21 protein-coding genes are annotated in these 20,365 nt (G+C 70.4%); 8 read left to right on the top strand and 13 right to left on the bottom strand.

Going from position 1 to position 20,365, the window contains the following annotated elements; all coding sequences use genetic code 11:
• Positions 1-9: 9 nt before the first annotated feature.
• The 7 genes from VIP82_RS14575 to VIP82_RS14545 all read right to left on the bottom strand — a co-directional run bounded on the left by VIP82_RS14575 (position 10) and on the right by VIP82_RS14545 (position 8,455).
• Positions 10-2,751 (bottom strand): FtsK/SpoIIIE family DNA translocase, encoded by a 2,742-nt coding sequence (locus tag VIP82_RS14575; RefSeq protein WP_331909840.1) that lies wholly within the window; start codon positions 2,749-2,751, stop codon positions 10-12.
• 110 nt (positions 2,752-2,861) lie between these two features.
• The gene (locus VIP82_RS14570; protein ID WP_331909838.1) at positions 2,862-3,356 is read right to left on the bottom strand and encodes a GNAT family N-acetyltransferase; all 495 of its coding nucleotides are present in this window, start codon (positions 3,354-3,356) and stop codon (positions 2,862-2,864) included.
• A 204-nt stretch (positions 3,357-3,560) separates the two neighbouring features.
• A complete protein-coding gene (locus VIP82_RS14565) occupies positions 3,561-5,237 on the bottom strand; it encodes a ribonuclease J (protein WP_331909836.1) in 1,677 nt (558 codons plus the stop codon).
• A gap of 72 nt (positions 5,238-5,309) precedes the next feature.
• The gene (dapA, locus tag VIP82_RS14560) at positions 5,310-6,287 is read right to left on the bottom strand and encodes a 4-hydroxy-tetrahydrodipicolinate synthase (protein WP_308869785.1); all 978 of its coding nucleotides are present in this window, start codon (positions 6,285-6,287) and stop codon (positions 5,310-5,312) included.
• A 53-nt stretch (positions 6,288-6,340) separates the two neighbouring features.
• Positions 6,341-7,105: an SDR family NAD(P)-dependent oxidoreductase gene (locus VIP82_RS14555; protein ID WP_331909834.1), complete on the bottom strand. Its 765-nt coding sequence runs from the start codon at positions 7,103-7,105 to the stop codon at positions 6,341-6,343.
• Between the two features lie 10 nt (positions 7,106-7,115).
• A complete protein-coding gene (locus VIP82_RS14550; RefSeq protein WP_331909832.1) occupies positions 7,116-7,649 on the bottom strand; it encodes a dihydrofolate reductase in 534 nt (177 codons plus the stop codon).
• The gene (locus VIP82_RS14545; RefSeq protein ID WP_331909830.1) at positions 7,646-8,455 is read right to left on the bottom strand and encodes a thymidylate synthase; all 810 of its coding nucleotides are present in this window, start codon (positions 8,453-8,455) and stop codon (positions 7,646-7,648) included. Before VIP82_RS14545 ends, VIP82_RS14550 begins: the two co-directional genes overlap by 4 nt.
• A gap of 142 nt (positions 8,456-8,597) precedes the next feature.
• Between VIP82_RS14545 and VIP82_RS14540 the strand changes: the two genes are divergently transcribed.
• The 4 genes from VIP82_RS14540 to VIP82_RS14525 all read left to right on the top strand — a co-directional run bounded on the left by VIP82_RS14540 (position 8,598) and on the right by VIP82_RS14525 (position 11,033).
• Complete coding sequence (locus VIP82_RS14540; RefSeq protein WP_331909828.1) at positions 8,598-9,035, top strand: TlpA family protein disulfide reductase; 438 nt, start codon at positions 8,598-8,600, stop codon at positions 9,033-9,035.
• A gap of 16 nt (positions 9,036-9,051) precedes the next feature.
• Positions 9,052-9,582, top strand: a complete 531-nt coding sequence (locus tag VIP82_RS14535; protein ID WP_331909826.1) for a DUF4395 domain-containing protein — start codon at positions 9,052-9,054, stop codon at positions 9,580-9,582.
• A 103-nt stretch (positions 9,583-9,685) separates the two neighbouring features.
• Positions 9,686-10,111: an OsmC family protein gene (locus VIP82_RS14530; RefSeq protein ID WP_331909824.1), complete on the top strand. Its 426-nt coding sequence runs from the start codon at positions 9,686-9,688 to the stop codon at positions 10,109-10,111.
• A complete protein-coding gene (locus VIP82_RS14525; protein ID WP_331909822.1) occupies positions 10,104-11,033 on the top strand; it encodes a TIGR01777 family oxidoreductase in 930 nt (309 codons plus the stop codon). Before VIP82_RS14530 ends, VIP82_RS14525 begins: the two co-directional genes overlap by 8 nt.
• A 40-nt stretch (positions 11,034-11,073) precedes the next feature.
• Here the strand turns inward: VIP82_RS14525 and VIP82_RS14520 are convergent, their stop codons facing one another.
• Both VIP82_RS14520 and dapB read right to left on the bottom strand, forming a co-directional pair.
• Positions 11,074-11,523, bottom strand: a complete 450-nt coding sequence (locus VIP82_RS14520; RefSeq protein WP_331909820.1) for a tetratricopeptide repeat protein — start codon at positions 11,521-11,523, stop codon at positions 11,074-11,076.
• Positions 11,520-12,335, bottom strand: a complete 816-nt coding sequence (dapB, locus tag VIP82_RS14515; protein WP_331909818.1) for a 4-hydroxy-tetrahydrodipicolinate reductase — start codon at positions 12,333-12,335, stop codon at positions 11,520-11,522. The genes VIP82_RS14520 and dapB overlap by 4 nt, the downstream gene beginning before the upstream one ends.
• 72 nt (positions 12,336-12,407) lie before the next feature.
• On the opposite strand from dapB, the gene VIP82_RS14510 reads away from it, so the two are divergent.
• Positions 12,408-12,884 carry a GNAT family N-acetyltransferase gene (locus VIP82_RS14510; protein WP_331909816.1) on the top strand — a complete coding sequence of 159 codons (477 nt, stop codon included), beginning with the start codon at positions 12,408-12,410 and terminating at the stop codon, positions 12,882-12,884.
• Positions 12,885-12,897: 13 nt separating this feature from the next.
• Here VIP82_RS14510 and VIP82_RS14505 read toward each other — a convergent pair whose 3' ends face one another.
• The 3 genes from VIP82_RS14505 to VIP82_RS14495 all read right to left on the bottom strand — a co-directional run bounded on the left by VIP82_RS14505 (position 12,898) and on the right by VIP82_RS14495 (position 17,295).
• Positions 12,898-13,500 carry a histidine phosphatase family protein gene (locus VIP82_RS14505; protein ID WP_308869840.1) on the bottom strand — a complete coding sequence of 201 codons (603 nt, stop codon included), beginning with the start codon at positions 13,498-13,500 and terminating at the stop codon, positions 12,898-12,900.
• A 126-nt stretch (positions 13,501-13,626) separates the two neighbouring features.
• Positions 13,627-14,688: an aldo/keto reductase gene (locus VIP82_RS14500; RefSeq protein ID WP_414684681.1), complete on the bottom strand. Its 1,062-nt coding sequence runs from the start codon at positions 14,686-14,688 to the stop codon at positions 13,627-13,629.
• Positions 14,689-15,003: 315 nt separating this feature from the next.
• Positions 15,004-17,295 (bottom strand): polyribonucleotide nucleotidyltransferase, encoded by a 2,292-nt coding sequence (locus VIP82_RS14495; RefSeq protein WP_331909812.1) that lies wholly within the window; start codon positions 17,293-17,295, stop codon positions 15,004-15,006.
• Positions 17,296-17,631: 336 nt separating this feature from the next.
• On the opposite strand from VIP82_RS14495, the gene VIP82_RS14490 reads away from it, so the two are divergent.
• The 3 genes from VIP82_RS14490 to VIP82_RS14480 are packed head-to-tail and all read left to right on the top strand — an operon-like array spanning position 17,632 to position 18,740.
• On the top strand, positions 17,632-17,814 hold the full coding sequence (locus tag VIP82_RS14490; RefSeq protein WP_308869768.1) for a DUF5302 domain-containing protein: 183 nt from the start codon (positions 17,632-17,634) through the stop codon (positions 17,812-17,814).
• Positions 17,815-17,829: 15 nt separating this feature from the next.
• Entirely contained in the window at positions 17,830-18,015 is a 186-nt protein-coding gene (locus VIP82_RS14485) for a hypothetical protein (protein ID WP_331909810.1), read from the top strand.
• Complete coding sequence (locus tag VIP82_RS14480; RefSeq protein ID WP_331909808.1) at positions 18,012-18,740, top strand: YrhK family protein; 729 nt, start codon at positions 18,012-18,014, stop codon at positions 18,738-18,740. The genes VIP82_RS14485 and VIP82_RS14480 overlap by 4 nt, the downstream gene beginning before the upstream one ends.
• Positions 18,741-18,830: 90 nt before the next feature.
• Here VIP82_RS14480 and VIP82_RS14475 read toward each other — a convergent pair whose 3' ends face one another.
• On the bottom strand, positions 18,831-20,282 hold the full coding sequence (locus VIP82_RS14475; RefSeq protein WP_331909806.1) for a cation:dicarboxylate symporter family transporter: 1,452 nt from the start codon (positions 20,280-20,282) through the stop codon (positions 18,831-18,833).
• Positions 20,283-20,365: the final 83 nt, after the last annotated feature.

The following is a 20,365-nucleotide window of genomic DNA, read 5'->3' as shown; positions in this document are numbered from 1 at the left end:
CGGGGCCGATCAGTCGCGGCCGGTCAGTCCCCACGCGTCCTCGGAGCCGTCTTCGCCCTCGACCACGGGGTAGCCGTCGTACTGAGAGCCCACGGCATCCGTTCCGTACCGATCGTCAGCGGGCGCAGCGGGCGGAGCCGCGGAAGGGGCAGGCGCCGCGGCGGGCACGTCGTCGCCGCGCATGCGTGCGAGCACCGACGGCAGCTGCTCGACGGTCACGAGCACGTCGCGGGCCTTGGATCCCTCGGAGGGGCCGACGACCTCGCGCGACTCGAGGAGGTCCATGAGACGCCCGGCCTTGGCGAAGCCGACGCGCAGCTTCCGCTGGAGCATCGACGTCGACCCGAACTGGCTCGAGACCACCAGCTCGGCGGCAGCCAGCAGGAGCTCGAGATCGTCGCCGATGTCGGCATCGATCTCCTTCTTCTCGGCCACCGCAGCCACGTCGGCGCGATACTCGGGACGCGCCTGGTTCGTCACGTGCTTGACGACCGACTCGATCTCCTTCTCGCTCACCCACGCGCCCTGCACGCGGATGGCCTTGGAGGCGCCCATCGGCAGGAACAGGCCGTCGCCCTGGCCGATCAGGCGATCGGCGCCGGGCTGGTCGAGGATCACGCGGGAGTCGGTGACGCTCGTCACCGCGAACGCGAGCCGCGAGGGCACGTTGGCCTTGATGAGGCCCGTGACGACGTCGACGGAGGGCCGCTGCGTCGCGAGGACGAGATGGATGCCGCTGGCCCGGGCCAGCTGGGTGATGCGGACGATCGAGTCCTCGACGTCGCGCGGCGCCACCATCATCAGGTCGGCGAGCTCGTCGACGACCACGAGGAGGTACGGGTAGGGCTTGAGAACCCGCTCACTGCCGGGCGGAAGGGTGATCTCGCCGGCGACGACCGCCTTGTTGAAGTCGTCGATGTGGCGGAAGCCGAAGGAGGCGAGGTCGTCGTACCTCATGTCCATCTCCTTCACGACCCACTGCAGCGCCTCGGCGGCCTTCTTGGGATTCGTGATGATGGGGGTGATGAGGTGCGGCACGCCGGCGTACGACGTGAGCTCGACACGCTTGGGGTCGATGAGCACCATGCGCACGTCGGCGGGCTTGGCGCGCATCAGGAGGCTCGTGATCATCGAGTTGACGAAGCTCGACTTTCCCGAGCCGGTCGAGCCGGCCACGAGGAGGTGCGGCATCTTGGCGAGGTTGGCGACCACGTAGCCGCCACCGACGTCCTTGCCCACGCCGATGGTCATGGGATGCGTCTGGTTGGTCGCGGTGGTCGAGCGGAGCACGTCGCCGAGCGTCACGATCTCGCGGTCGATGTTCGGGATCTCGACGCCGATCGCGCTCTTGCCGGGGATCGGCGCGAGGATGCGCACCTCGTTCGAGGCGACCGCGTACGCGATGTTGTTCGTGAGGGCGGTGATGCGCTCGACCTTGACACCCGGGCCGAGCGCGATCTCGTACTGGGTGACTGTCGGACCACGCGAGAACCCCGTCACCCGCGCATCCACCGAGAACTGGTCGAGCACGCTGGTGATCGCGCGGACCGTGTCGTCGTTCGCCTGCGAGCGGGCCACGTGCGGCGAGCCGGCGGCCAGCGCGTTGACCGATGGCAGCCGGTAGGGCGCCGAGGGCGAGTCGACCGCGGTGCTCGAGCCGATGCCGTCGAGGCCGGGAAGCGTGCCGTCGTCCTCGATGACCTGGGCGTCGTCTCGCAGCGACGTGCGCGACGAGGTGGCCGCCTTGGCCGCCGACAGCACGGCGGGATCGATGACCTCGGTGAGCGCCTCCGCAGCCGGCGCGGGCGGCGGTGTGACGGGCGGCACGATGGCCTGCTCGAACCCGCCCTGGGTCGAGCCTGCCGTCAGCAGCTCGGTGAGGTCCTGGGATCCGAGCCCATCCTCGGGGTCCTTCTCACGGCCGGTCTTGTTGCGACGCCAGAACGGGATCGACGGATCGCCGTCGTCTTCCGCGGCGGCGTCGGCGGCACCCGTCGCCTTCTCCTCCCGCGGCTCGGCGCCGAACATCCACGCGTACAGCTCGCCGAGACGGCGGCCGATGCGGTTCGGCGGGGTCTTGGTGATGATCAGGACGCTGAGCACGGCCAGTAGCGACAGCACGATGTACGCGCCGACATCGGTCAGCACGATCGCAAGCGGCTCGCCCAGCATCCATCCGAAGAGCCCGCCCGCCTCGCTCAGCGCCGGAAGGCCCTCGTTCGGCTGGGGACGACCCCCGGCGACGTGGCAGAACCCGGCGATCGTGACCAGCAGCAGTCCGAAGCCGATGCCGACGCGGCCGTTGTCGTGCACGGACGAGGGATGCCGGAACATCCAGCCCGCGAGCATCAGCAGGAGCACCGGCAGCACGAAGGCCTCACGGCCGATCAGTGCGCCCACCGTGTAGGCGCTGATCGTCTTCGCGACCTCGCTGCCGATGAAGAACCATTCGTTGACGGCGCCGGCGATCGCCAGCAGCACCAGCAGGAACGGGAAGCCGTCGCGGCGCTGATCCTTCTCGAGGGTCTCGGGTCCGAAGGCGCGGAACAGGCCGCCGGTCGCATGGGCGAGGCCCAGCCATGCCCGCACGATGACGGGGGGCCGTTCCGGCTGATCGACGTAGCGCTTGGGCGCGGGGGCCGGCTTGGAGGCTGCGGGCTTACGGGCCGTCGACGACGCGTTCGAACGCGCACTCGTCGACGCGTTCGAAGACGCGCGCGAACCCTTGGTCGGGCTTGAGCTCCTGGCCATCCCTCCACGCTACGGCGGCGGCCCGACATTCGGGCGCAACCACGCCGCCCGGGCATGCGACGCGCGGCGTCGTGGACGGCTGCCGATCGAGCCGCAGGAGGCCCGCGAGCTCAGCGCAGCCGCTTCACCATCGTGTCGCGACCAGAGCTGCTCTGCGTCACGGCGAAGCCCTCGCTGCGGTACAGGGTCGACGCGAAGTTGCCGCGCTCGACGCTCAGGCTGATGCGCGCGAAGCCCTGGGCGCCCGCGTGCTCGCACAGCCGCTGCAGCAGGGCGCGCCCGACGCCGTGGGCCCGCCAGATCGGGCGCACGCCGATGATCAACTCCGGGACGCCCGTTCCGACGTACCCGAAACCCGGATCGCTGCGGGGAAGCATCCGATACCAGGCGGCGCCCACGGGCTCGCCGTTCAGGTCCTCCGCCACGAAGCCGGCATCGCCCGGGCGCATCCAGCCGGACACGTAGCGCCGGTGATCCGCACCGTCCATGACCTCATGCCGCGGCCGTGCGCCGCCCTGCCGCCAGTTCGCCGCCTCGACGACCATGTCGCCCAGGAACGCGCCGTCGGCCGGCACGGCGGGGCGGACGCGGAATGAGGAGGCCACGGGGCCGATGGTACGGCGCGCACGTTACGACGCGATAACGAGCGGCGACCGATCGGCTGCCCTCCTCGCCGGCACCGGCTTTGCGACCGGGACGAACACGCTACGTGACGCCGCTGCGCCCTCGACACCGGGGACTCCCGCCGAGACCGTGGGCGACGCCCTCCGTATCGGCGATGATCCCCGGTCTCGGCGAGACGGATCTCGCTACGCCTCGATCACGAGCGGCACGATCATCGGCCGGCGACGCAGCGACTGGTTCACCCAGCGGCCGATCGTGCGGCGGACGATCTGCGACAGCGCGTGCGGATCACGGACGCCCGACTTGGCGGCCTCGGCGAGGGCGGCGGCGATCTTGGGCTTGACGTCCTCGAAGACGGCGTCGTCCTCGGCGAAGCCGCGGGCGTGCACCTCCGGTCCCGAGATCACGTTGCCGGTCGACGCGTCGACGACGACGATCACTGAGATGAAGCCCTCTTCGCCGAGGATGCGGCGGTCCTTGAGGTCGGCATCCGTGATCTCGCCCACGGTGGATCCGTCCACGTAGACGAAGCCCAGGTCGAGCTGGCCGACCATGTGCGCGTCACCGTCCTTGAGGTCGATGACGGTGCCGTTCTCCGCCAGGAGCGTGCGCTCTGGCGCGATCCCGGTGTCCTGCGCGAGGCGCGCGTTCGCCATCAGGTGGCGGTACTCGCCGTGCACCGGCAGCACGTTCTTCGGCTTCAGGATGTTGTAGCAGTACAGGAGCTCGCCGGCGGCGGCGTGACCCGAGACGTGCACCTTGGCGTTGCCCTTGTGCACGACATTCGCCCCGAGCTTGGTGAGCCCGTCGATGACGCGGTACACGGCGTTCTCGTTGCCCGGGATGAGGCTGGACGCCAGGATCACGGTGTCGCCGGGGCCGGGCTCGATCGCGTGGTCCAGGTTCGCCATGCGGCTGAGCACGGCCATCGGCTCGCCCTGCGAGCCGGTCGACATGTAGACGATCTGGTCCTCGGGGAGGTCGCGCGCCTTCTTGTAGTCGATCAGCACGCCCTCGGGCACGTGGAGGTAGCCGAGGTCCTCGGCGATGGTCATGTTGCGCAGCATGCTGCGGCCGAGGAGCGCCACGCGCCGGCCATGGGCGGCCGCGGCGTCGAGCACCTGCTGGACGCGATGGACGTGGCTCGAGAAGCTCGCCACGATCACCCGCCGCGGAGCCTTGCCGATGACCTGGTCGAGCACGGGCCCGATCGAGCGCTCGAGCGGGGTGAAACCCGGCACGTCCGCGTTCGTGGAGTCGACGAGGAACAGATCCACGCCCTCCTCCCCCAGCCGCGCGAACGCGCGCAGGTCGGTGAGGCGTCCGTCGAGCGGGAGCTGGTCCATCTTGAAGTCGCCGGTCGCCAGCACGGTGCCCGCAGGCGTGCGGATGGCGACGGCCAGCGCGTCGGGGATCGAGTGGTTCACCGCGATGAACTCGAGCTCGAACGGACCGAGGTTCTCTCGCTGCCCCTCGGTCACCGTGAGGCTGTACGGCCGGATGCGGTGCTCCTTGAGCTTCGCCTCGGTGAGCGCGAGGGTCAGGCCCGAGCCGACGATCGGGATGTCGCTCTTGAGCTTCAGCAGGTACGGCACCGCACCGATGTGGTCCTCGTGGCCGTGGGTGAGCACGACGCCGACGATGTCGTCGAGGCGCCCCTTGATCGGTTCGAAGTCCGGCAGGATCAGGTCGACGCCGGGCTGGTGCTCCTCGGGGAACAGGACGCCGCAGTCCACGACCAGCAGCTTGCCGCCGTATTCGAAGACGGTCATGTTGCGGCCGACCTCGCCGAGGCCCCCGAGGGGGACGATCCGGAGGGTTCCCGCTGCGAGCTCGGGCGGGTCGTACGGGGTGGTGGGCATTGTGAAGCCTCCTCCGGATGCGCGGCATCCGTTCATCAGCGTGCCATCGCCCGATCGGCGACGGCACGGTCGTCATCTCGTGGTGCCTGAGACCTTCGGCAGGGCACCGCCGGCGGCGGCGTTGCGGTCGGGGCGGAAGTTCGAGAAGTCTGCGCCGGGCACGTCCGTCACGAGGGCGAGCTCGTCCTCGATCTTGGCGGCCTCCCATTCCTCGGGCCCCACGAGCGGCAGGCGCACGCGCGGGCTGCCGATGCGGCCGAGGCCGTGCAGGATGTACTTCGCCGAGACGGTGCCGGGAACGTGCGTCATCACCGCGCGCACGAGCGGCTCGAGCTGCATGTGCGCGGCCGTCGCGGTCTTCAGGTCGCCGGCGTTCACGGCGTCGACGATGGCACGGTACGGCGCGGGCGCGATGTTCGCCGTCACGCCGATGAGGCCCGTGGCGCCGATCGAGAGGTGCGGCAGCACGTTGGCGTCGTCGCCGGAGAAGTACATCAGGTCGGTCTGGTTGAGCACGCGGCTCACCTCGCTGAAGTCGCCCTTGGCGTCTTTGATGGCGAGGATGTTCGGATGCTTGGCGAGGCGCAGGATCGTCTCGTACCGGATCGGCACGCCGGTGCGGCCCGGGATGTCGTACAGGATCACCGGCAGATCGGTCGCGTCGGCGACGAGGCGGAAGTGCGTGAGGATGCCGGCCTGCGTGGGCTTGTTGTAGTACGGCGTGACGATCATGATGCCGTCGGCGCCCACCTTCTCACTGGCCTTGTAGAGCTCGATCGCGTGCGCGGTCTCGTTCGACCCACCGCCCGTGATGATCTTCGCCCGGCCGGCCGCGACATCCTTTCCGACCTCCACGAGGCGGATCTTCTCCGCATCGGTGAGGGTCGACGTCTCACCGGTGGTGCCGGTGACGACGATGCCGTCGGCGCCCGCGGTGATGACGTCGTCGATGTGCTTCTCGACAGCGGGCCAGTCGACTTCGCCGTCGGCCGTCATGGGAGTGACGAGCGCGACGAGCACCTGTCCGAAAGGGTTGCCCGTATGCGTCATGACTTCAGATTATCCGGATGCCGCGCCCGTCGCGTGCGGCCGGGCCCGGCGCCCTACCGCCCGCGTTCGCCGATGCGGGCCGCCAGCGACGGCGGGGCGAAGCGTGCGAGGGCCACGAGCACCCTGTACCGGCGGGAAGGGATCGACACCGCTCTGCCGCGGGCGGCGTCGCGCAGGGACTCCGCGACCACATCCCGCGCGTCCAGCCACATCAGGTCGGAGACCCCCTCCTCGCCCGGAGCGAGGCCGAGGCGCTCGTGGAAGTTGGTGTGCGTGTAGCCCGGGCACACCGCTGTCACCGTCACCCCGCGCGGCCCGTAGCGCCCGTTCGCCCAGCGGCTGAAGCTCACGAGCCAGCCCTTGCAGGCGCCGTACGTAGACCGCGGGATGAACGCCGCGACGGACGCGACGTTCACGATCCGTCCGTGGCCCCGGGCGAGCATCCCGCCCAGCGCGGCGTGCGTCAGGCGCATCGGCACCTCGACGTGCAGGTGCAGGTGGCCGACCTCGTCCTCGATGTCGTTCGCCTCGAATGCCAGCGGCAGCCCGAACCCGGCATTGTTCACGAGGATCTCGATGGGCCGTGTCTCGTCGGCGACGCGCGCCTCGACCTTCTCGCGCTGGCGGCGCTTCAGCAGATCGGCGGCGAGGACGTCGACCTCCACGCCGTACGTCGAGCGCAGCCCCACCGCGAGCCGCTCGAGCGCCTGCTTGTCGCGGGCCACGAGCACCAGATCGGCGCCCTTCGCCGCCAGCTGCCTCGCGTACTCCGCGCCGAGCCCAGAGCTCGCGCCGGTGATGAGCGCCGTCTTCGCCATGCGCGCCAGCCTATTGGCGCGAGCGCTCGGCCTGCTCATGCGCCGGCACCAGCCGCAGGAAGCGATAGCGGATGCCGGACCGCGAGGTGTGCCACCCCTCGGAAGGGTCGACCGATGTCGTGCGCCAGCCGCTCCGATCCGGCGCCTGGGTGTCGCCGGCCACCTCGAGATCGAGCTCGGTGACCTCCAGGAGATCGGCGAGGTCGATCGCGTCGCGGAAGAGCTGCCCGCCGCCGATCACCCAGATCCGCTCCGGTTCGCCTTCGGCGGCCAGGGCGAGGGCGGCGTCGAGGGAGCCGGCACGCTCGGCGCCGGCATCAGCCCACTCCTCCTGGCGGGTGATGACGATGTTCCGTCGGCCCGGCAGCGGGCGGAACCGCGCCGGGAACGACTCCCACGTGCGGCGTCCCATCACGACCGGCGCACCCAGTGTGAGGGCCTTGAAGTGCGCCAGGTCTTCGGGGACGTGCCACGGCATGCCGCCCTGCGCGCCGATGACGCCGTGATGCGCCTCGGCCCAGATGAGGCCGATCGGAGCCGTCATACCGCGACGGCGCCGCGGATCGCGGGGTGGTGCTGATAGTCCTCGATCACGAAGTCGTCGTAGCGGTAGTCGAAGATCGAGTCGGGAGTGCGGGCGATGCGCAGCGCCGGGTACGGGAACGGCTCGCGGGTCAGCTGCTCGCGCACCTGCTCGAGGTGGTTGTCATAGATGTGGCAGTCGCCGCCGGTCCAGACGAAGTCGCCGGGCTCGAGGCCCGCCTGCTGGGCAACCATGAGGGTCAGCAGCGCATAGGAGGCGATGTTGAAGGGGACGCCGAGGAACAGGTCGGCACTGCGCTGGTAGAGCTGACACGACAGCTTGCCGTCGGCCACGTAGAACTGGAACAGCGCGTGGCAGGGCGCCAGAGCCATGTCCGGGATGTCGGCGGGATTCCAGGCCGAGACGATCAGCCGCCGGGAATCCGGGTTCGCGCGGATCTGGTCGAGCACGAGCGCGATCTGATCGATCTGCTCCCCCGACGGCGTCGGCCACGACCGCCACTGCACGCCGTAGACGGGGCCGAGCTCGCCCTCGGCATCCGCCCACTCGTCCCAGATCGTGACGCCGTTCTCCTGCAGCCAGGCCACGTTGGACTCGCCGCGCAGGAACCACAGCAGCTCGTACGCGATCGACTTGAAGTGCACGCGCTTGGTGGTGATGAGAGGGAAGCCCTGCGAGAGGTCGAAGCGGATCTGGCGCCCGAAGGCACTGGTGGTGCCGGTGCCGGTGCGGTCGTCCTTGTGCGTGCCGTTCTCGAGCACGTCTCGCAGCAGGTCCTCGTACGGGGTCGGGATCGGCGTCGTCACGGCTGCCACGATACCCGCGGCCCGCGCCGCGCGGGTCGGGGCCGCGCCGCTGCCCGCTCATGCGACCGTCCGTGTTACGGCGAACGCGACACATTGGCGCTTTCGGCCCCCACGCAGGCGAAAAGGGTTAGCCTGATCTGCTGTGACCCTGGTCGGAGCCCTCATCGCCCTCGCCGCGCTTCTCGCGGTGACCGTGGCGATCGGCGTGTTCGTGAACTGGCGCCAGCCCCGCGCACGTCACAACGTCGAGCACGAGGTCATCGAGCCCGCCCGGCTGGGCGCCGACGGGCTCGGCGAAGTCGCGACGCTGCTGCAGTTCAGCACCGAGATGTGCGCGCGCTGCCCGGGCGTGCATCGCACGCTCGCCGACATCGCGGACGGCCACCCGGGCGTGCGTCACCTCGATGTCGATCTGACACACCGCCCCGACATCGCCAAGCACTTCCACGTGCTGCAGACGCCGACGACGCTCGTGCTCGACCGCGATGGCATCGTGCAGACGCGCTTCGGCGGCGCCCCGAGCCGCGACGTGCTCGAGCTGGAGCTCAACCGGCTGATCGCCGAGGACGCGAATGTCTGAGGGGGCGGATGCCCCGATGGGACGGCCACCGCAGCGTGGTATCGACCCCCGCGGCCCGCGGTTCGTCGCGGGCATCACCGCGGTGCTGCTGCTGATCGACGTCTTCCTCGGACTGACCGGGCTGTCGACGGCGCAGACCGCGGCCGACTGGGCGATCACGTCCGCCTCGCTGTCGGATCGGGTGCTCGACCCGGCTTTCCTGCTCCTGCTCGTGATCGCGCTCCTGTTCCTCTGGGGCGTCCTGTCGCCCCGCACGGCGCCGTGGGGTGCGCTGTACCGCACCGCCGTCGCCCCGCGCCTCGCGCCCCCGAAGGAGCTCGAGGACCCGCGCCCGCCGCGCTTCGCGCAGGGGGTCGGCCTGTTCGTCTCTGTCGTCGGGCTCGCGCTGCACCTGCTCGGCGTGCCGTGGGGGCTCACCGTCGCCGCCGCGGCCGCCTTCGTCGCCGCCTTCCTCAACGCCGTCTTCGGACTGTGCCTGGGCTGCCAGCTGTACCTGCTGCTGCAGCGCGCGGGCATCGTCGGTCGCGCCCGCCCGGCCTCGGCCTGACGAGACCCCGTCGCGGCCGAACCGTCGCGGCGCGGCATCCGTCGCGGTTAGGCTGACGCGAGACGCCCACCGCACGGGCGCCGAGCGAGCGAGGAGGCCCCACATGACCGTCACCAGCGAAGCCACCACCGCCTGGAAGGGCGCACTGTTCGACGGGTCCGGGGAGGTCAGCCTCGTGTCGTCGGGCCTGGGCACCTACCCCGTCACCTGGAAGGCGCGCAGCGAAGGCTCGACCTCGGTCACGACCCCCGAGGAGCTCATCGCCGCGGCGCACTCGTCGTGCTTCAGCATGGCGCTCTCGCTCGCGCTCGCCGAGAACGGCACTCCCCCGGAGTCGATCGACACCACCGCCTCGGTGACCTTCAAGCCGGGCACCGGCATCACCGGCAGCCACCTCAACGTCAACGCCGTCGTGCCGGGCCTGGAGCCCGAGGACTTCGAGCGCATCGCGCAGAGCGCGAAGAGCGGATGCCCCGTGTCGCAGGCGCTCGCCGGGATCGAGATCACCCTCGAGGCGACGCTTGCCTGAAGACCGTCCGCCTACCGGCGGCGGTCGGCGGATCGTCGTCGCCGGCGCGTCGGGGCTCATCGGCGAGGCGCTCGTCGAGAGCCTCCGCGCCGACGGCTTCACCGTGACGACACTCGTGCGCCGGCCGGCCGAGGCCGCCGACGAGGTCGAATGGCTGACGACGGCGGAGCCGCTCGATCCCGAGGTGCTCGCTGGCGCCGACGCCGTCGTGGGCCTGAACGGCGCGAGCATCGGCCGGTTCCCCTGGACCGGCACCTACAAGAACACGCTGCTGTGGTCGCGGATCGCGCCGACCCGTGCCCTCGCCCGCGCGGTGCGGGAACTCGGGCCGGATGCCCCCCACTTCGTGTCGGGATCGGCCGTCGGCTACTACGGCTCCCGGCCGTGCGCGCGGCTCTCCGAGGACGCGCCCCGCGGCGACTCGTTCCTCGCGGACCTCTGCGGCGAGTGGGAGTCCGCGGCCTTCGGCGCCGGCGACGCCGCCGCGGTGACGGTCGTCCGCACGGCGCCGATCGTGCATCCGCGCGGTGTGCTGAATCCGCTGCTGCTCCTCACGCGGCTCGGCGTCGCCGGACCCATCGGGCGGGGCTCACAGGTGTGGCCGTGGATCTCGCTCGACGACGAGGTGCGCGCCCTCCGCCACGTCATCGACGCCCGGCTCACCGGCCCGGTGAACCTCGCCGGCCCCACCCGCGCCACGGCCAACGATCTCGGGTTCGCCCTCGCCATGCGGATGAACCGCCCATTCCTGCTGCGCGCGCCGGTGTGGGGCATGAGACTCGTGCTCGGCCCCGACGCCACTGAGGCGCTCCTCACCTCCGACGCGCACGTCGTGCCTGCCGCGCTCCTGCAGTCGGGCTTCGAGTTCTCGCACCCGACCGTCGAGGACGCGGTCGCGGCCGCCGTACCCGCCGCATCCTGATCCCGCGCGCCGGCTCGGTGCGATCGGCCGGCAGCCGGGATCAGCGGGCGCGGTCGGCGGTCTCGAGGCGGATCGCGGTGCGCACCGCCTCACGCGCACGCCGCCGGTCGCCGGCGGCGTCATAGGCCAGGCCGAGCCGGTACCAGGCCCGCCAGTCGTCGGGATGTGCCTCGGCCTCCGCCCGGTACGCGGGGAACACGGCATCCCCGTCGTCGCGCAGGACGCGGCCGCTCGGACGCACCGTCACCTCGTCGGAGGGCAGGCCGCCCTCGGCCTCCAACCGTCGACCCAGCTGCTGTGCCCGGACGCCGAACCACAGCTCGCGGCCGAGCGCCCAGGCCGCGATGACCGGGAGGACGACGAGCGCGATGCCCATCGCGACGCCGATCGGATCGCCGCTCGCGACCAGCAGCCACGCACGCTGCCCGACGAGCACGATGTACAGCGCGAGCAGCGCCGCCATGACGACGACGCCGATGCGAGCGCTCATACGCCGGTCGCGCGGGCGACCTGGCCGGGCACTCCACCCTCGTCGACGGGTCGCGCATCGGCGGGCGCCACGCGGCCGCCGATGCCGATGTCGATCAGGCTGTCGAGTCCGACGATGACTCCGGTCGCGTCGCGTGCGGCCGTGAGGGCGAGACGGATGCCAGGACCGTACGCCTGCGCGGGCTCCACGGTGTCGTGGACGATCGTGAGGGACTCTCCGGCTCCCGAGAGGATCGTCTCCTGGCGGGCGACGACTCCGGGGCGACGCAGCGAGTGGATCGGGACGCTCGCGACCTGCTGTCCGCGCGCGCGCTGGTCGACGTGGGGCGACTCGACCGGGCCCACCGTCTGACGGGCGGACGCGATGAGCTCCGCGGTGCGCACCGCGGTGCCGCTCGGCGAGTCGATCTTGGTCTCGCGATGCGCCTCGACGATCTCGATCGAGGGAAAGAAGGGCGCCGCGGCCGCCGCGAGGGCGGAGCCCAGCACCGAGCCGATCGAGAAGTTGGGGATGAAGACGGCGCCGGTGCCCGCCGCCTCGACGAGCGGGCGCACGAGCGCGATGCGCTCCGCGGACCAGCCGGAGGTGCCCACGAGCACGTTGATGCCGCGCTCGATCGCCGCACGCACGACGTCGATCGACACCGCCGGCGTCGACGCGTCGACCACCAGATCGGCACCGTCGAGCTCTGACAGCTCGGACCGCGAAGAGAGGACGCCGGCGACCTCGAAACCCGGCTCGGCGTCGACCGCGTCGCGGATGATCGCGCCGAGCTTCCCGGTGCCGCCCACGATGGCCACGCGTGTCGTCATGGATCCATCCTAGGCGGCGGCCGGAGGCCACTCCCGGCCGGCCGCGCCCGCGCGGACGCCTACCCTGGAGGGGTGGTGAAACTGCGCTCCTCCCCCGTCGACGCACCCGATGCTCACGCGCTGCTGGCCGAGTACTTCCAGATCCGCACCGAAGGATTCGCGGTCCAAGGCGTCTCGTATCGCACGACCTTCCCCGACCCGGCCGCGTTCGTGCCGCCCGCAGGCGTCTTCGTCGTGCTCGACGACGACGACGAGGGCGTCGCACAGGGCTGCGGCGGCATCCGTCTCATCCCGGACGGACCGCTCGGCACCCGCTACGAGCTCAAGCACCTCTACCTCCGCCCCTCCACGCGTGGCCGCGGGTGGGGCCGCCTGCTGGTCGAGGATCTGGAGCGGCGAGCCCGCGAGTTCGGCGCGGCAGAGCTCGTGCTCGACACGCACCACTCCCTCGAGGCGGCCGGCGCCCTCTACGCGCGCACCGGCTTCGAGGCGATCGAGCCCTACAACGACAACCCCAACGCCTCGCGCTGGTACGGCAAGGCGCTCTGAGCCACAGGGCGGATCAGACCGGGTAGACCTCGGGAAGGCCGGTGCGCAGCTCGACCGGCAGATGCGCCATGTCGTTGTGCGACAGGAGCGTCCACGGACGGCCCTGCTTCTGCGCGATGACGGTCAGTCCGCAGTGCGCCTGGTTCAGTGTCATCCAGCGCCAGTCCGGCGCCTGCAGCACCTCGCGCACGAACCACGCGATCACGAAGTTGTGCGTGATGAGCAGCTCGTGCACCTCGCCGCGCTTGCGGGCGAGGAACTCGCTCGTCGCGTCGGACATCTGGGCGCGTCCGGCCTCGACCTCGGCCTCGGTCACCGAGCCGAAGAACGGCTCGAAGGCCGCCGGCGTCTCCTCGGTCATGCCCGTGGGCACGCAGTCGAACAGCAGCGCCGACGGCTCGGGCGACAACGACGGCATGCGCTCGGCGACGGCCCGCGCGGTCTGGCTCGCCCGCTCGAGCGGCGAATGCCACACCGCGTCGAACGGCACCCCCGAGAGTCGATCCGCGAGCAATGCCGCCTGGCGACGCCCCCGAGGGGACAGTGGCCCGTCGTGCAGTCCGTGCTCGGCATCCTGGTGTTCGCCGTGCCGCACGAGGTAGATGTAGTGCGTCACGCAGCTCACTCCGTCGGGGGTCACATGCCTGGGGGAAGGCACTTCCTCCACACTACGACACCCCGTCGACGGTGCCCACGAGGCTGTGGAGGGGCGCGCCGACCGCGGCTCCGGGCGCGTCCGGCCCTACTCCGAGGCGCGCGCGATGTCGGACAGCTGGGCCCGGCTGAGCCGCACGCCGACGCCCTGCACGAGCTCTTCGACGTGCTGCGGCGCGTATGCGTTCACGATCGGGGCGACGACGAGCCTCTGCGCGAGCAGCCACGCCATGGCGACCGCGGCGTCGGGCACGCCGAGCTCGGCACCGACGGCGTCGAGCGCACGGAGCGTGCGGCTGCCGCGACGATTGAGGTTCGCTGCCAGCTGCGCACCGCGCACCGACAGCGCCCCTCGCAGCTTCGAGCGCTGCCGGCCCGCGAGGAACCCGTGCTCGAGAGCGTGAGACGGCGTCACTGCCATGCCCTGCGCACCGGCGACGAGTCGCAGGTCGGCGTCGAACTCGTGGCGACGCAGCACATTGAAGGGGACGTCCAGCACCGTGATGCGCGGATATCCGGCCGAGGCGAAGATGCGCGCCTCGACGAGCTGCGCGGCGCTGTAGCCGATGGCACCGAGCGCCCGGACCTTGCCGGCCTCGACGAGCCACTCCGCCGTCGCGAGCGTGTCTTCGAGCGAGGATCCGGGGTCGGTCGTCGCATCGAGGTAGAGCACGTCGATCCGGTCGGTCCGCAGCCGCGTCAGCGACGCCTCCACGGCGCGGACCAGGTTGACGGGCCCGAGCCCGGGGTTGTCGGCGTGACCGCCGACGCGGACCGCGAGCACGATGTCGTCGCGCAGGCCGCGCGACTGCAGCCACTGGCCGATGATGTGCTCGCTGCGGCCGCTGGAGTAGCTGTCGGCGGTGTGCACGGCATTGCCGCCCAGCTCGACGTAGGCGTCGAGGATCGCGTGGCTCGACTCGAGGTCGACGTTCCACCCGAATTCGGCGGCACCGAGGATCAGCGGGAAGACATCGGCGCCGCTCTCACCGAGCGCGACGCGGACGTTGCTGCCCACCGCGGGACCCTGGACGGGGATCGGCGCGGACGGGTGAGGACCACGTGCGCTGCCGCTCTCCGGCGCGGCAGCCGCGGTGGCCGGATCCGGGCTCGCCGGTGGGAGCGTCGAGTCAACGCCGAAGTAAGCCATGTCCCACCCCCTCACGATGCCCCTCGGAGCTTCGTGATCACTGTGCGCGCGCCCCCCGGCGCGTACTCACAGGCTAGGACAGTCCGGACAGTACTCCGGTCACTGAGACGAACTGTCGATAAACATTACATAACGCTTTCATCACGAACCGCCGTTCCTTGCGGATCTGTCCCCCTTTCGGGGGACAGATTGAGCGATCTGCCTACCGGACGACGGATGCCCGCCTCTCGAACGAGGGACGGGCATCCGTGAAACTGCGGCTTTCACGTCCGCTGAACGCGTTCAGCGGGCGCGACAGCCCTGCAGGGCTGTCATTCAGCCTTCGGCGGGACCCTCCGGGCCCTCGCTGGCCGCAGCGCGACCCTCCTGGTCGGCCGCCTCTTCGAGCACCGGCTCGAGCGAGAGCTTGCCGCGGTCGTCGATCTTCGTGATCTTCACGAGGAGCTTCTGACCGACGTTGAGCACGTCCTCGACGTTCTCCACGCGCTTGCCGCCGGCGAGCTTGCGGACCTCGCTGACGTGCAGCAGGCCGTCCTTGCCGGGCAGGAGCGAGATGAACGCGCCGAACGTCGCGATCTTCACGACCGTTCCGAGGAACTGCTCGCCGACCTCCGGGTTGGTGGGGTTGGCGATCGCGTTGACCTGGGCGCGGGCGGCCTCGGCCGACGGGCCGTCGGTCGCGCCGATGTAGACGGTGCCGTCCTCCTCGATGGAGATCTGCGCGCCGGTCTCGTCCTGGATCGCGTTGATCGTCTTGCCCTTCGGGCCGATCAGCTCGCCGATCTTGTCGACCGGGATCTGCACGCTGATGACGCGCGGCGCGGTGGGCGCCATCTCGTCCGGACCGTCGATCGCGGCGTTGAGCACGCCGAGGATCGTCAGGCGGGCCTCGCGGGCCTGCTGCAGCGCGGCGGTGAGCACCGACGACGGGATGCCGTCGAGCTTCGTGTCGAGCTGGATCGCGGTGACGAACTCGCTGGTGCCGGCGACCTTGAAGTCCATGTCGCCGAGGGCGTCCTCGGCGCCGAGGATGTCGGTCAGCGCGGCATAGCGCGTCTGTCCGTCGACCTCGTCCGACACGAGACCCATCGCGATGCCGGCGACGGGGGCGCGCAGCGGCACACCCGCGTTCAGCAGCGACAGCGTGGACGCGCAGACCGAGCCCATCGACGTCGAGCCGTTGGAGCCGAGAGCCTCGGACACCTGGCGGATCGCGTACGGGAACTCCTCGCGGCTGGGCAGCACCGGCACGAGCGCGCGCTCGGCGAGGAAGCCGTGCCCGATCTCGCGACGCTTCGGCGAACCGACACGGCCGGTCTCACCGGTCGAGTAGGGCGGGAAGTTGTAGTGGTGCATGTAGCGCTTGTGCGTGACGGGCGACAGCGAGTCGATCTGCTGCTCCATCTTGAGCATGTTCAGCGTGGTGACACCCAGGATCTGGGTCTCGCCGCGCTGGAAGATCGCCGAGCCGTGGACGCGCGGGATGACCTGCACCTCGGCGTCGAGCGGACGGATGTCGGCCAGGCCGCGGCCGTCCATGCGGACGCCCTCTGCGAGGATGCGACCACGGACGATCTTCTTGGTCACTGACTTGTAGGCGGCCGAGAACTCGAGCGTCGCGACGGCGGGGAGCTCCCCGGCCTCGACGGCGGCGAGCAGCTGAGCCCTGACCTCGTCCTTGAGCGCGTCGTCCGCGTTCTGACGCTCCTGCTTCTCGGCGATCTGGTAGATCGGCACGAGACGGTCATAGGCGCGACCTGCGACGAAGTCGTACGTCTCCTGGCTGTAGGGCAGGAAGACCGGGAATTCCTTGATCTCCTTGGCAGCCGTGTTGGCGACGACGTTCTGCGCGGCGACGAGCTGCTTGATGAAGGGCTTCGAGGCCTCGAGACCCTCGGCCACGACCTGCTCGTTGGGCTTGGTGGCGCCGCCCTTGATGAGGTTCCACGAACCCTCGGTGGCTTCGGCCTCGACCATCATGATCGCGACGTCCTCGTTGCCATCGGCATCGGTGATGACACGGCCGGCGACGATGAGGTCGAAGACGGCGTCCTCGAGCTGCGTCACGGTCGGGAACGCGATCCACTGGTCGGCGTTCTCGCCGTGGCCGGGGACGAGCGCGAGGCGCACACCGGCGATCGGGCCCGAGAACGGCAGACCCGAGATCTGGGTCGACAGCGAGGCCGCGTTGATCGCGAGCGCGTCGTAGAACTCGCCCGGCGCGATCGAGAGCACGGTCACGACGATCTGCACCTCGTTGCGGAGACCGTCGACGAACGACGGACGCAGCGGGCGGTCGATGAGGCGGCACACCAGGATCGCCTCGGTCGAGGGGCGACCCTCGCGACGGAAGAACGAACCGGGGATCTTGCCCGCGGCGTACGAGCGCTCTTCGACGTCGACGGTCAGCGGGAAGAAGTCGAAGCCCTCGCGGGGCTGCTTGCTCGCGCTCGTGGCCGAGAGGAGCATCGTCTCCTCGTCGAGGTACGCGGCGACCGCGCCCTGCGCCTGCTGCGCGAGTCGTCCGGTCTCGAATCGGACGGTACGGGTGCCGAAGCGGCCGTTGTCGAGAACGGCTTCCGCGGCGGTGATTTCAGGACCTTCCAAGAGGTCTCTCCTTCTTTGTTTAGGCTCGCACGCGCGTTTCGCGCACGAGCTTGTGCGAAGGAGCAGGAACAGGCAGATCTCGGCGCGCGGCGATCGCCGCGATTCGCGCCAGCACTGGCCACCAGTAGAAATCCACCCGGCGCCGGCGCGACGAGGAGACCACCACAGGGGACCAGCTAGCTGCCGGCCTGCTCCGTGAGCTCATATTGAATTGAGCGGATGCCCGAGGGCAGCCTGTCCGATCCTATCAGTGGTGCCCGCCCCGGCCTCACCGTCGGCGGGGCCGCCGGGAAACACCGAATGACATCGTCGCCGGGCGTGCGTAGGGTGGGGGTCATGAGCACCGACGAGAAGCCGGCGGGCGCGGCATCCGATGAGATGAAGCGCAAGTTCAAGGAAGCACTTGACAAGAAGAACGCGCAGCACCGCGAAGGAGAGTCCCACCTCGATGGCGACTCGGCCGTCCACGGAACCCACGGGGCTGTGACCAAGCGCGAGTTCCGCCGCAAGAGCGGCTGACGATCGAAGGCCGGCATGAGCGACTTCCGTGAGCGGAACCCCGACGACGAGCGCGATGTGCCGATCGACGACGACGCCGAGTTCGAGCTGCCACCGGCGACCCTCGACCCGATGGAATCGGTCGAGAAGCAGGTCGACGAGCTCGATCTGGAAGAGCGCGAGTCGGCCGTCGAGTCCGGCGAGATCGATCCTGACGCGTGAGCGACGGCGGCTCCCTGCATCAGGAGGACGCCGCAGCCGTGGCCGATGACGCCGCGGGCGTCCCGCCCGACAGGGTGCGTCGGCTGCGCCGGGAGGCGTGGGGCTTCGCGATCGGCTCCCTGTGCTTCTTCGCAGGAGCGCTGCCGTTGTATGCGGACTGGGCGGGCCCGGTCTGGACGAACGTCACGTTCTTCGTCGGCTCCGTGTTCTTCACCGTGGCGGCGCTGATCCAGCTGCTGCTCAGCGGACGGCGTCCGCCGAGGGAGCACACCAACCGGCCCGACCGGGCGGACTGGTGGTCAGCCGCCATCCAGTTCGCCGGGACGCTCCTGTTCAACGCCTCGACGCTGGTCGCGCTGCTCGCTGCGATCGCCCGCCCCGATGCGGTCGGCGTGGGATGGCGCCCCGACGCCTGGGGATCGGTCGCGTTCCTGGTGTCGAGCTTCCTGGCGATCGAGGCCACCCGGGGACGGGAGCGCCTGTGGGATCGAGACGCCCGTACCTGGCACGGCACGGGCCTCGGCATGCTCGGGTCGATCGCGTTCGCCGTCTCGGCCGTTGCGGCCTATGTGGTGCCCGCCACCGGCGATCTCGTCAGCCTGAGGTGGACGAACCTCGGCACGGCGATCGGCGCCCTCTGCTTCTTCGCCGCTGCCGTGCTGTCACGCCGCACCATCCACCACGGCGACATCCTCAAGCGCCTTCGGCGTCGCCCGGCGGTGTGAACCGGTCGCACCCGGCACAGGGCTGCCGACCCTGCCGACGCAGAGCTCCGCGCCCCCATGCCGTGGCACGGGGACGCGGAGCTGTGCAGGTCAGCGGGTGAGCTGCGCGGCACGGTCCCGTGCGCGCTGCTCCTTGGCCTCCGCCTCCACGACGGCGGCCTCCTCGAGGCCCTGGACGCCCACCGCATCCGGCGACTCCGACATCCCGTCGTGGTCGCTGCCCGACAGCGTGGTCTCGTCGAACGGCAGCTCGCCGGCGAGCACCCGCCGGGCGCGCGAGGCGTCGAACTCCTTCGTCCACGAGCCGATCAGCACCGTCGCGACCGCGTTGCCGGTGAAGTTCGTGAGCGCCCGGCCCTCCGACATGAAGCGGTCGATGCCGACGATGACGCCGACGCCGTTGACGAGGTCGGGGCGGTAGGCCTGCAGTCCCCCGGCCAGGGTCGCGAGACCGGCACCGGTGACGCCGGCGGCGCCCTTCGACGCGATGATCATGAACACCAGCAGGCCGATCTGCTCGCCGATCGACATCGGCGCACCCATGCCGCTCGCGATGAACAGGGACGCCATCGTGAGGTAGATCGCCGTGCCGTCGAGGTTGAACGAGTACCCGGTGGGCACGGTGATGCCGACGACGGGCTTGGACACGCCCAGGTGCTCCATCTTCGCGATCAGGCGCGGCAGCGCCGACTCCGAAGACGATGTCCCCACGATGAGGAGGTACTCGCGGGCGAGGTACTTGATGAGGCTGAAGATGCTCACGCGGGTCACCGCGTACAGCAGCGTGCCGAGGATCCCGACGATGAACACGATGCACGTGATGTAGAACGCGACCATGAGCAGGCCGAGGCTCCAGATCGCGGCGATGCCGGTGTCGCCGACGACCGCGGCGATCGCCCCGAACGCGCCGATCGGCGCCAGCCACAGGATCATGCCCAGGATGCGGAACACCAGTGCCTGCAGGTGCTTCACCGCGTTCATGATCGGCTGCCCCTTGGCGCCCATCTGCTGCAGCGCGAAGCCGACGAGCAGTGCGATGAACAGCACCTGGAGCACGCTCTCGCCCGTGAACGCGGAGAAGAAGGTCGTGGGGATGATGCCGAGGAGGAACTGCTCCGTCGTCTTGGCCTCGGCGGTGGCCTCGTAGGTCGCGTTCGCCATGTTGAGGCCCTCGCCGGGATGCAGGACGTTGCCGACGACGAGGCCGATCGCGAGCGCGAACGTGGACATCACCATGAAGTAGAGGAGCGCGAGTCCCCCGATCTTGCCCACTGTCGCCGCCTTGGCGATCGAACCGACGCCCACGACGATCGTGCAGAAGATGATCGGCGCGATCATCATCTTGATGAGGCTGACGAAGGCGACGCCGAGGGGGCGCATCGCCTGTCCCACCTCGGGCCAGAGAAGGCCGACCGCCGCGCCCAGCACCACCGCGGCGATCACCGCGACGTAGAGCCACGTGTGCTTGTCCCATGCCTGCTTGCCACGGCGCCAGTTGAAGCCGGGAAGGGTGAACGAAGTCGTCCGGGTCGAAAGAGCCATCATCGCCTCCTGTGTGAACAGTCGTTGTCCGAGCCGCCGGAACCGGGTGCGGGTCCGTCGTTGTGCCCAGCGTGCGCGCCACC

The organism is Microbacterium sp. (assembly GCF_036566905.1).
GTDB lineage: Bacteria > Actinomycetota > Actinomycetes > Actinomycetales > Microbacteriaceae > Microbacterium.
The sequence above is the reverse complement of the archived record's forward strand: the minus strand, read 5'-3'. Positions and strand labels throughout refer to the sequence as shown.

Excerpts from the sequence above, each read along its gene's own strand:
- VIP82_RS14575 (WP_331909840.1), bottom strand. The coding sequence starts at position 2,751 with ATGGCCAGGAGCTCAAGCCCGACCAAGGGTTCGCGCGCGTCTTCGAAC.
- VIP82_RS14565 (WP_331909836.1), bottom strand. The coding sequence starts at position 5,237 with ATGCCCACCACCCCGTACGACCCGCCCGAGCTCGCAGCGGGAACCCTC.
- dapA (WP_308869785.1), bottom strand. The coding sequence starts at position 6,287 with ATGACGCATACGGGCAACCCTTTCGGACAGGTGCTCGTCGCGCTCGTC.
- VIP82_RS14555 (WP_331909834.1), bottom strand. The coding sequence starts at position 7,105 with ATGGCGAAGACGGCGCTCATCACCGGCGCGAGCTCTGGGCTCGGCGCG.
- VIP82_RS14550 (WP_331909832.1), bottom strand. The coding sequence starts at position 7,649 with ATGACGGCTCCGATCGGCCTCATCTGGGCCGAGGCGCATCACGGCGTC.
- VIP82_RS14535 (WP_331909826.1), top strand. The coding sequence starts at position 9,052 with ATGGGACGGCCACCGCAGCGTGGTATCGACCCCCGCGGCCCGCGGTTC.
- VIP82_RS14530 (WP_331909824.1), top strand. The coding sequence starts at position 9,686 with ATGACCGTCACCAGCGAAGCCACCACCGCCTGGAAGGGCGCACTGTTC.
- VIP82_RS14520 (WP_331909820.1), bottom strand. The coding sequence starts at position 11,523 with ATGAGCGCTCGCATCGGCGTCGTCGTCATGGCGGCGCTGCTCGCGCTG.
- dapB (WP_331909818.1), bottom strand. The coding sequence starts at position 12,335 with ATGACGACACGCGTGGCCATCGTGGGCGGCACCGGGAAGCTCGGCGCG.
- VIP82_RS14500 (WP_414684681.1), bottom strand. The coding sequence starts at position 14,688 with ATGGCTTACTTCGGCGTTGACTCGACGCTCCCACCGGCGAGCCCGGAT.
- VIP82_RS14490 (WP_308869768.1), top strand. The coding sequence starts at position 17,632 with ATGAGCACCGACGAGAAGCCGGCGGGCGCGGCATCCGATGAGATGAAG.
- VIP82_RS14485 (WP_331909810.1), top strand. The coding sequence starts at position 17,830 with ATGAGCGACTTCCGTGAGCGGAACCCCGACGACGAGCGCGATGTGCCG.
- VIP82_RS14475 (WP_331909806.1), bottom strand. The coding sequence starts at position 20,282 with ATGGCTCTTTCGACCCGGACGACTTCGTTCACCCTTCCCGGCTTCAAC.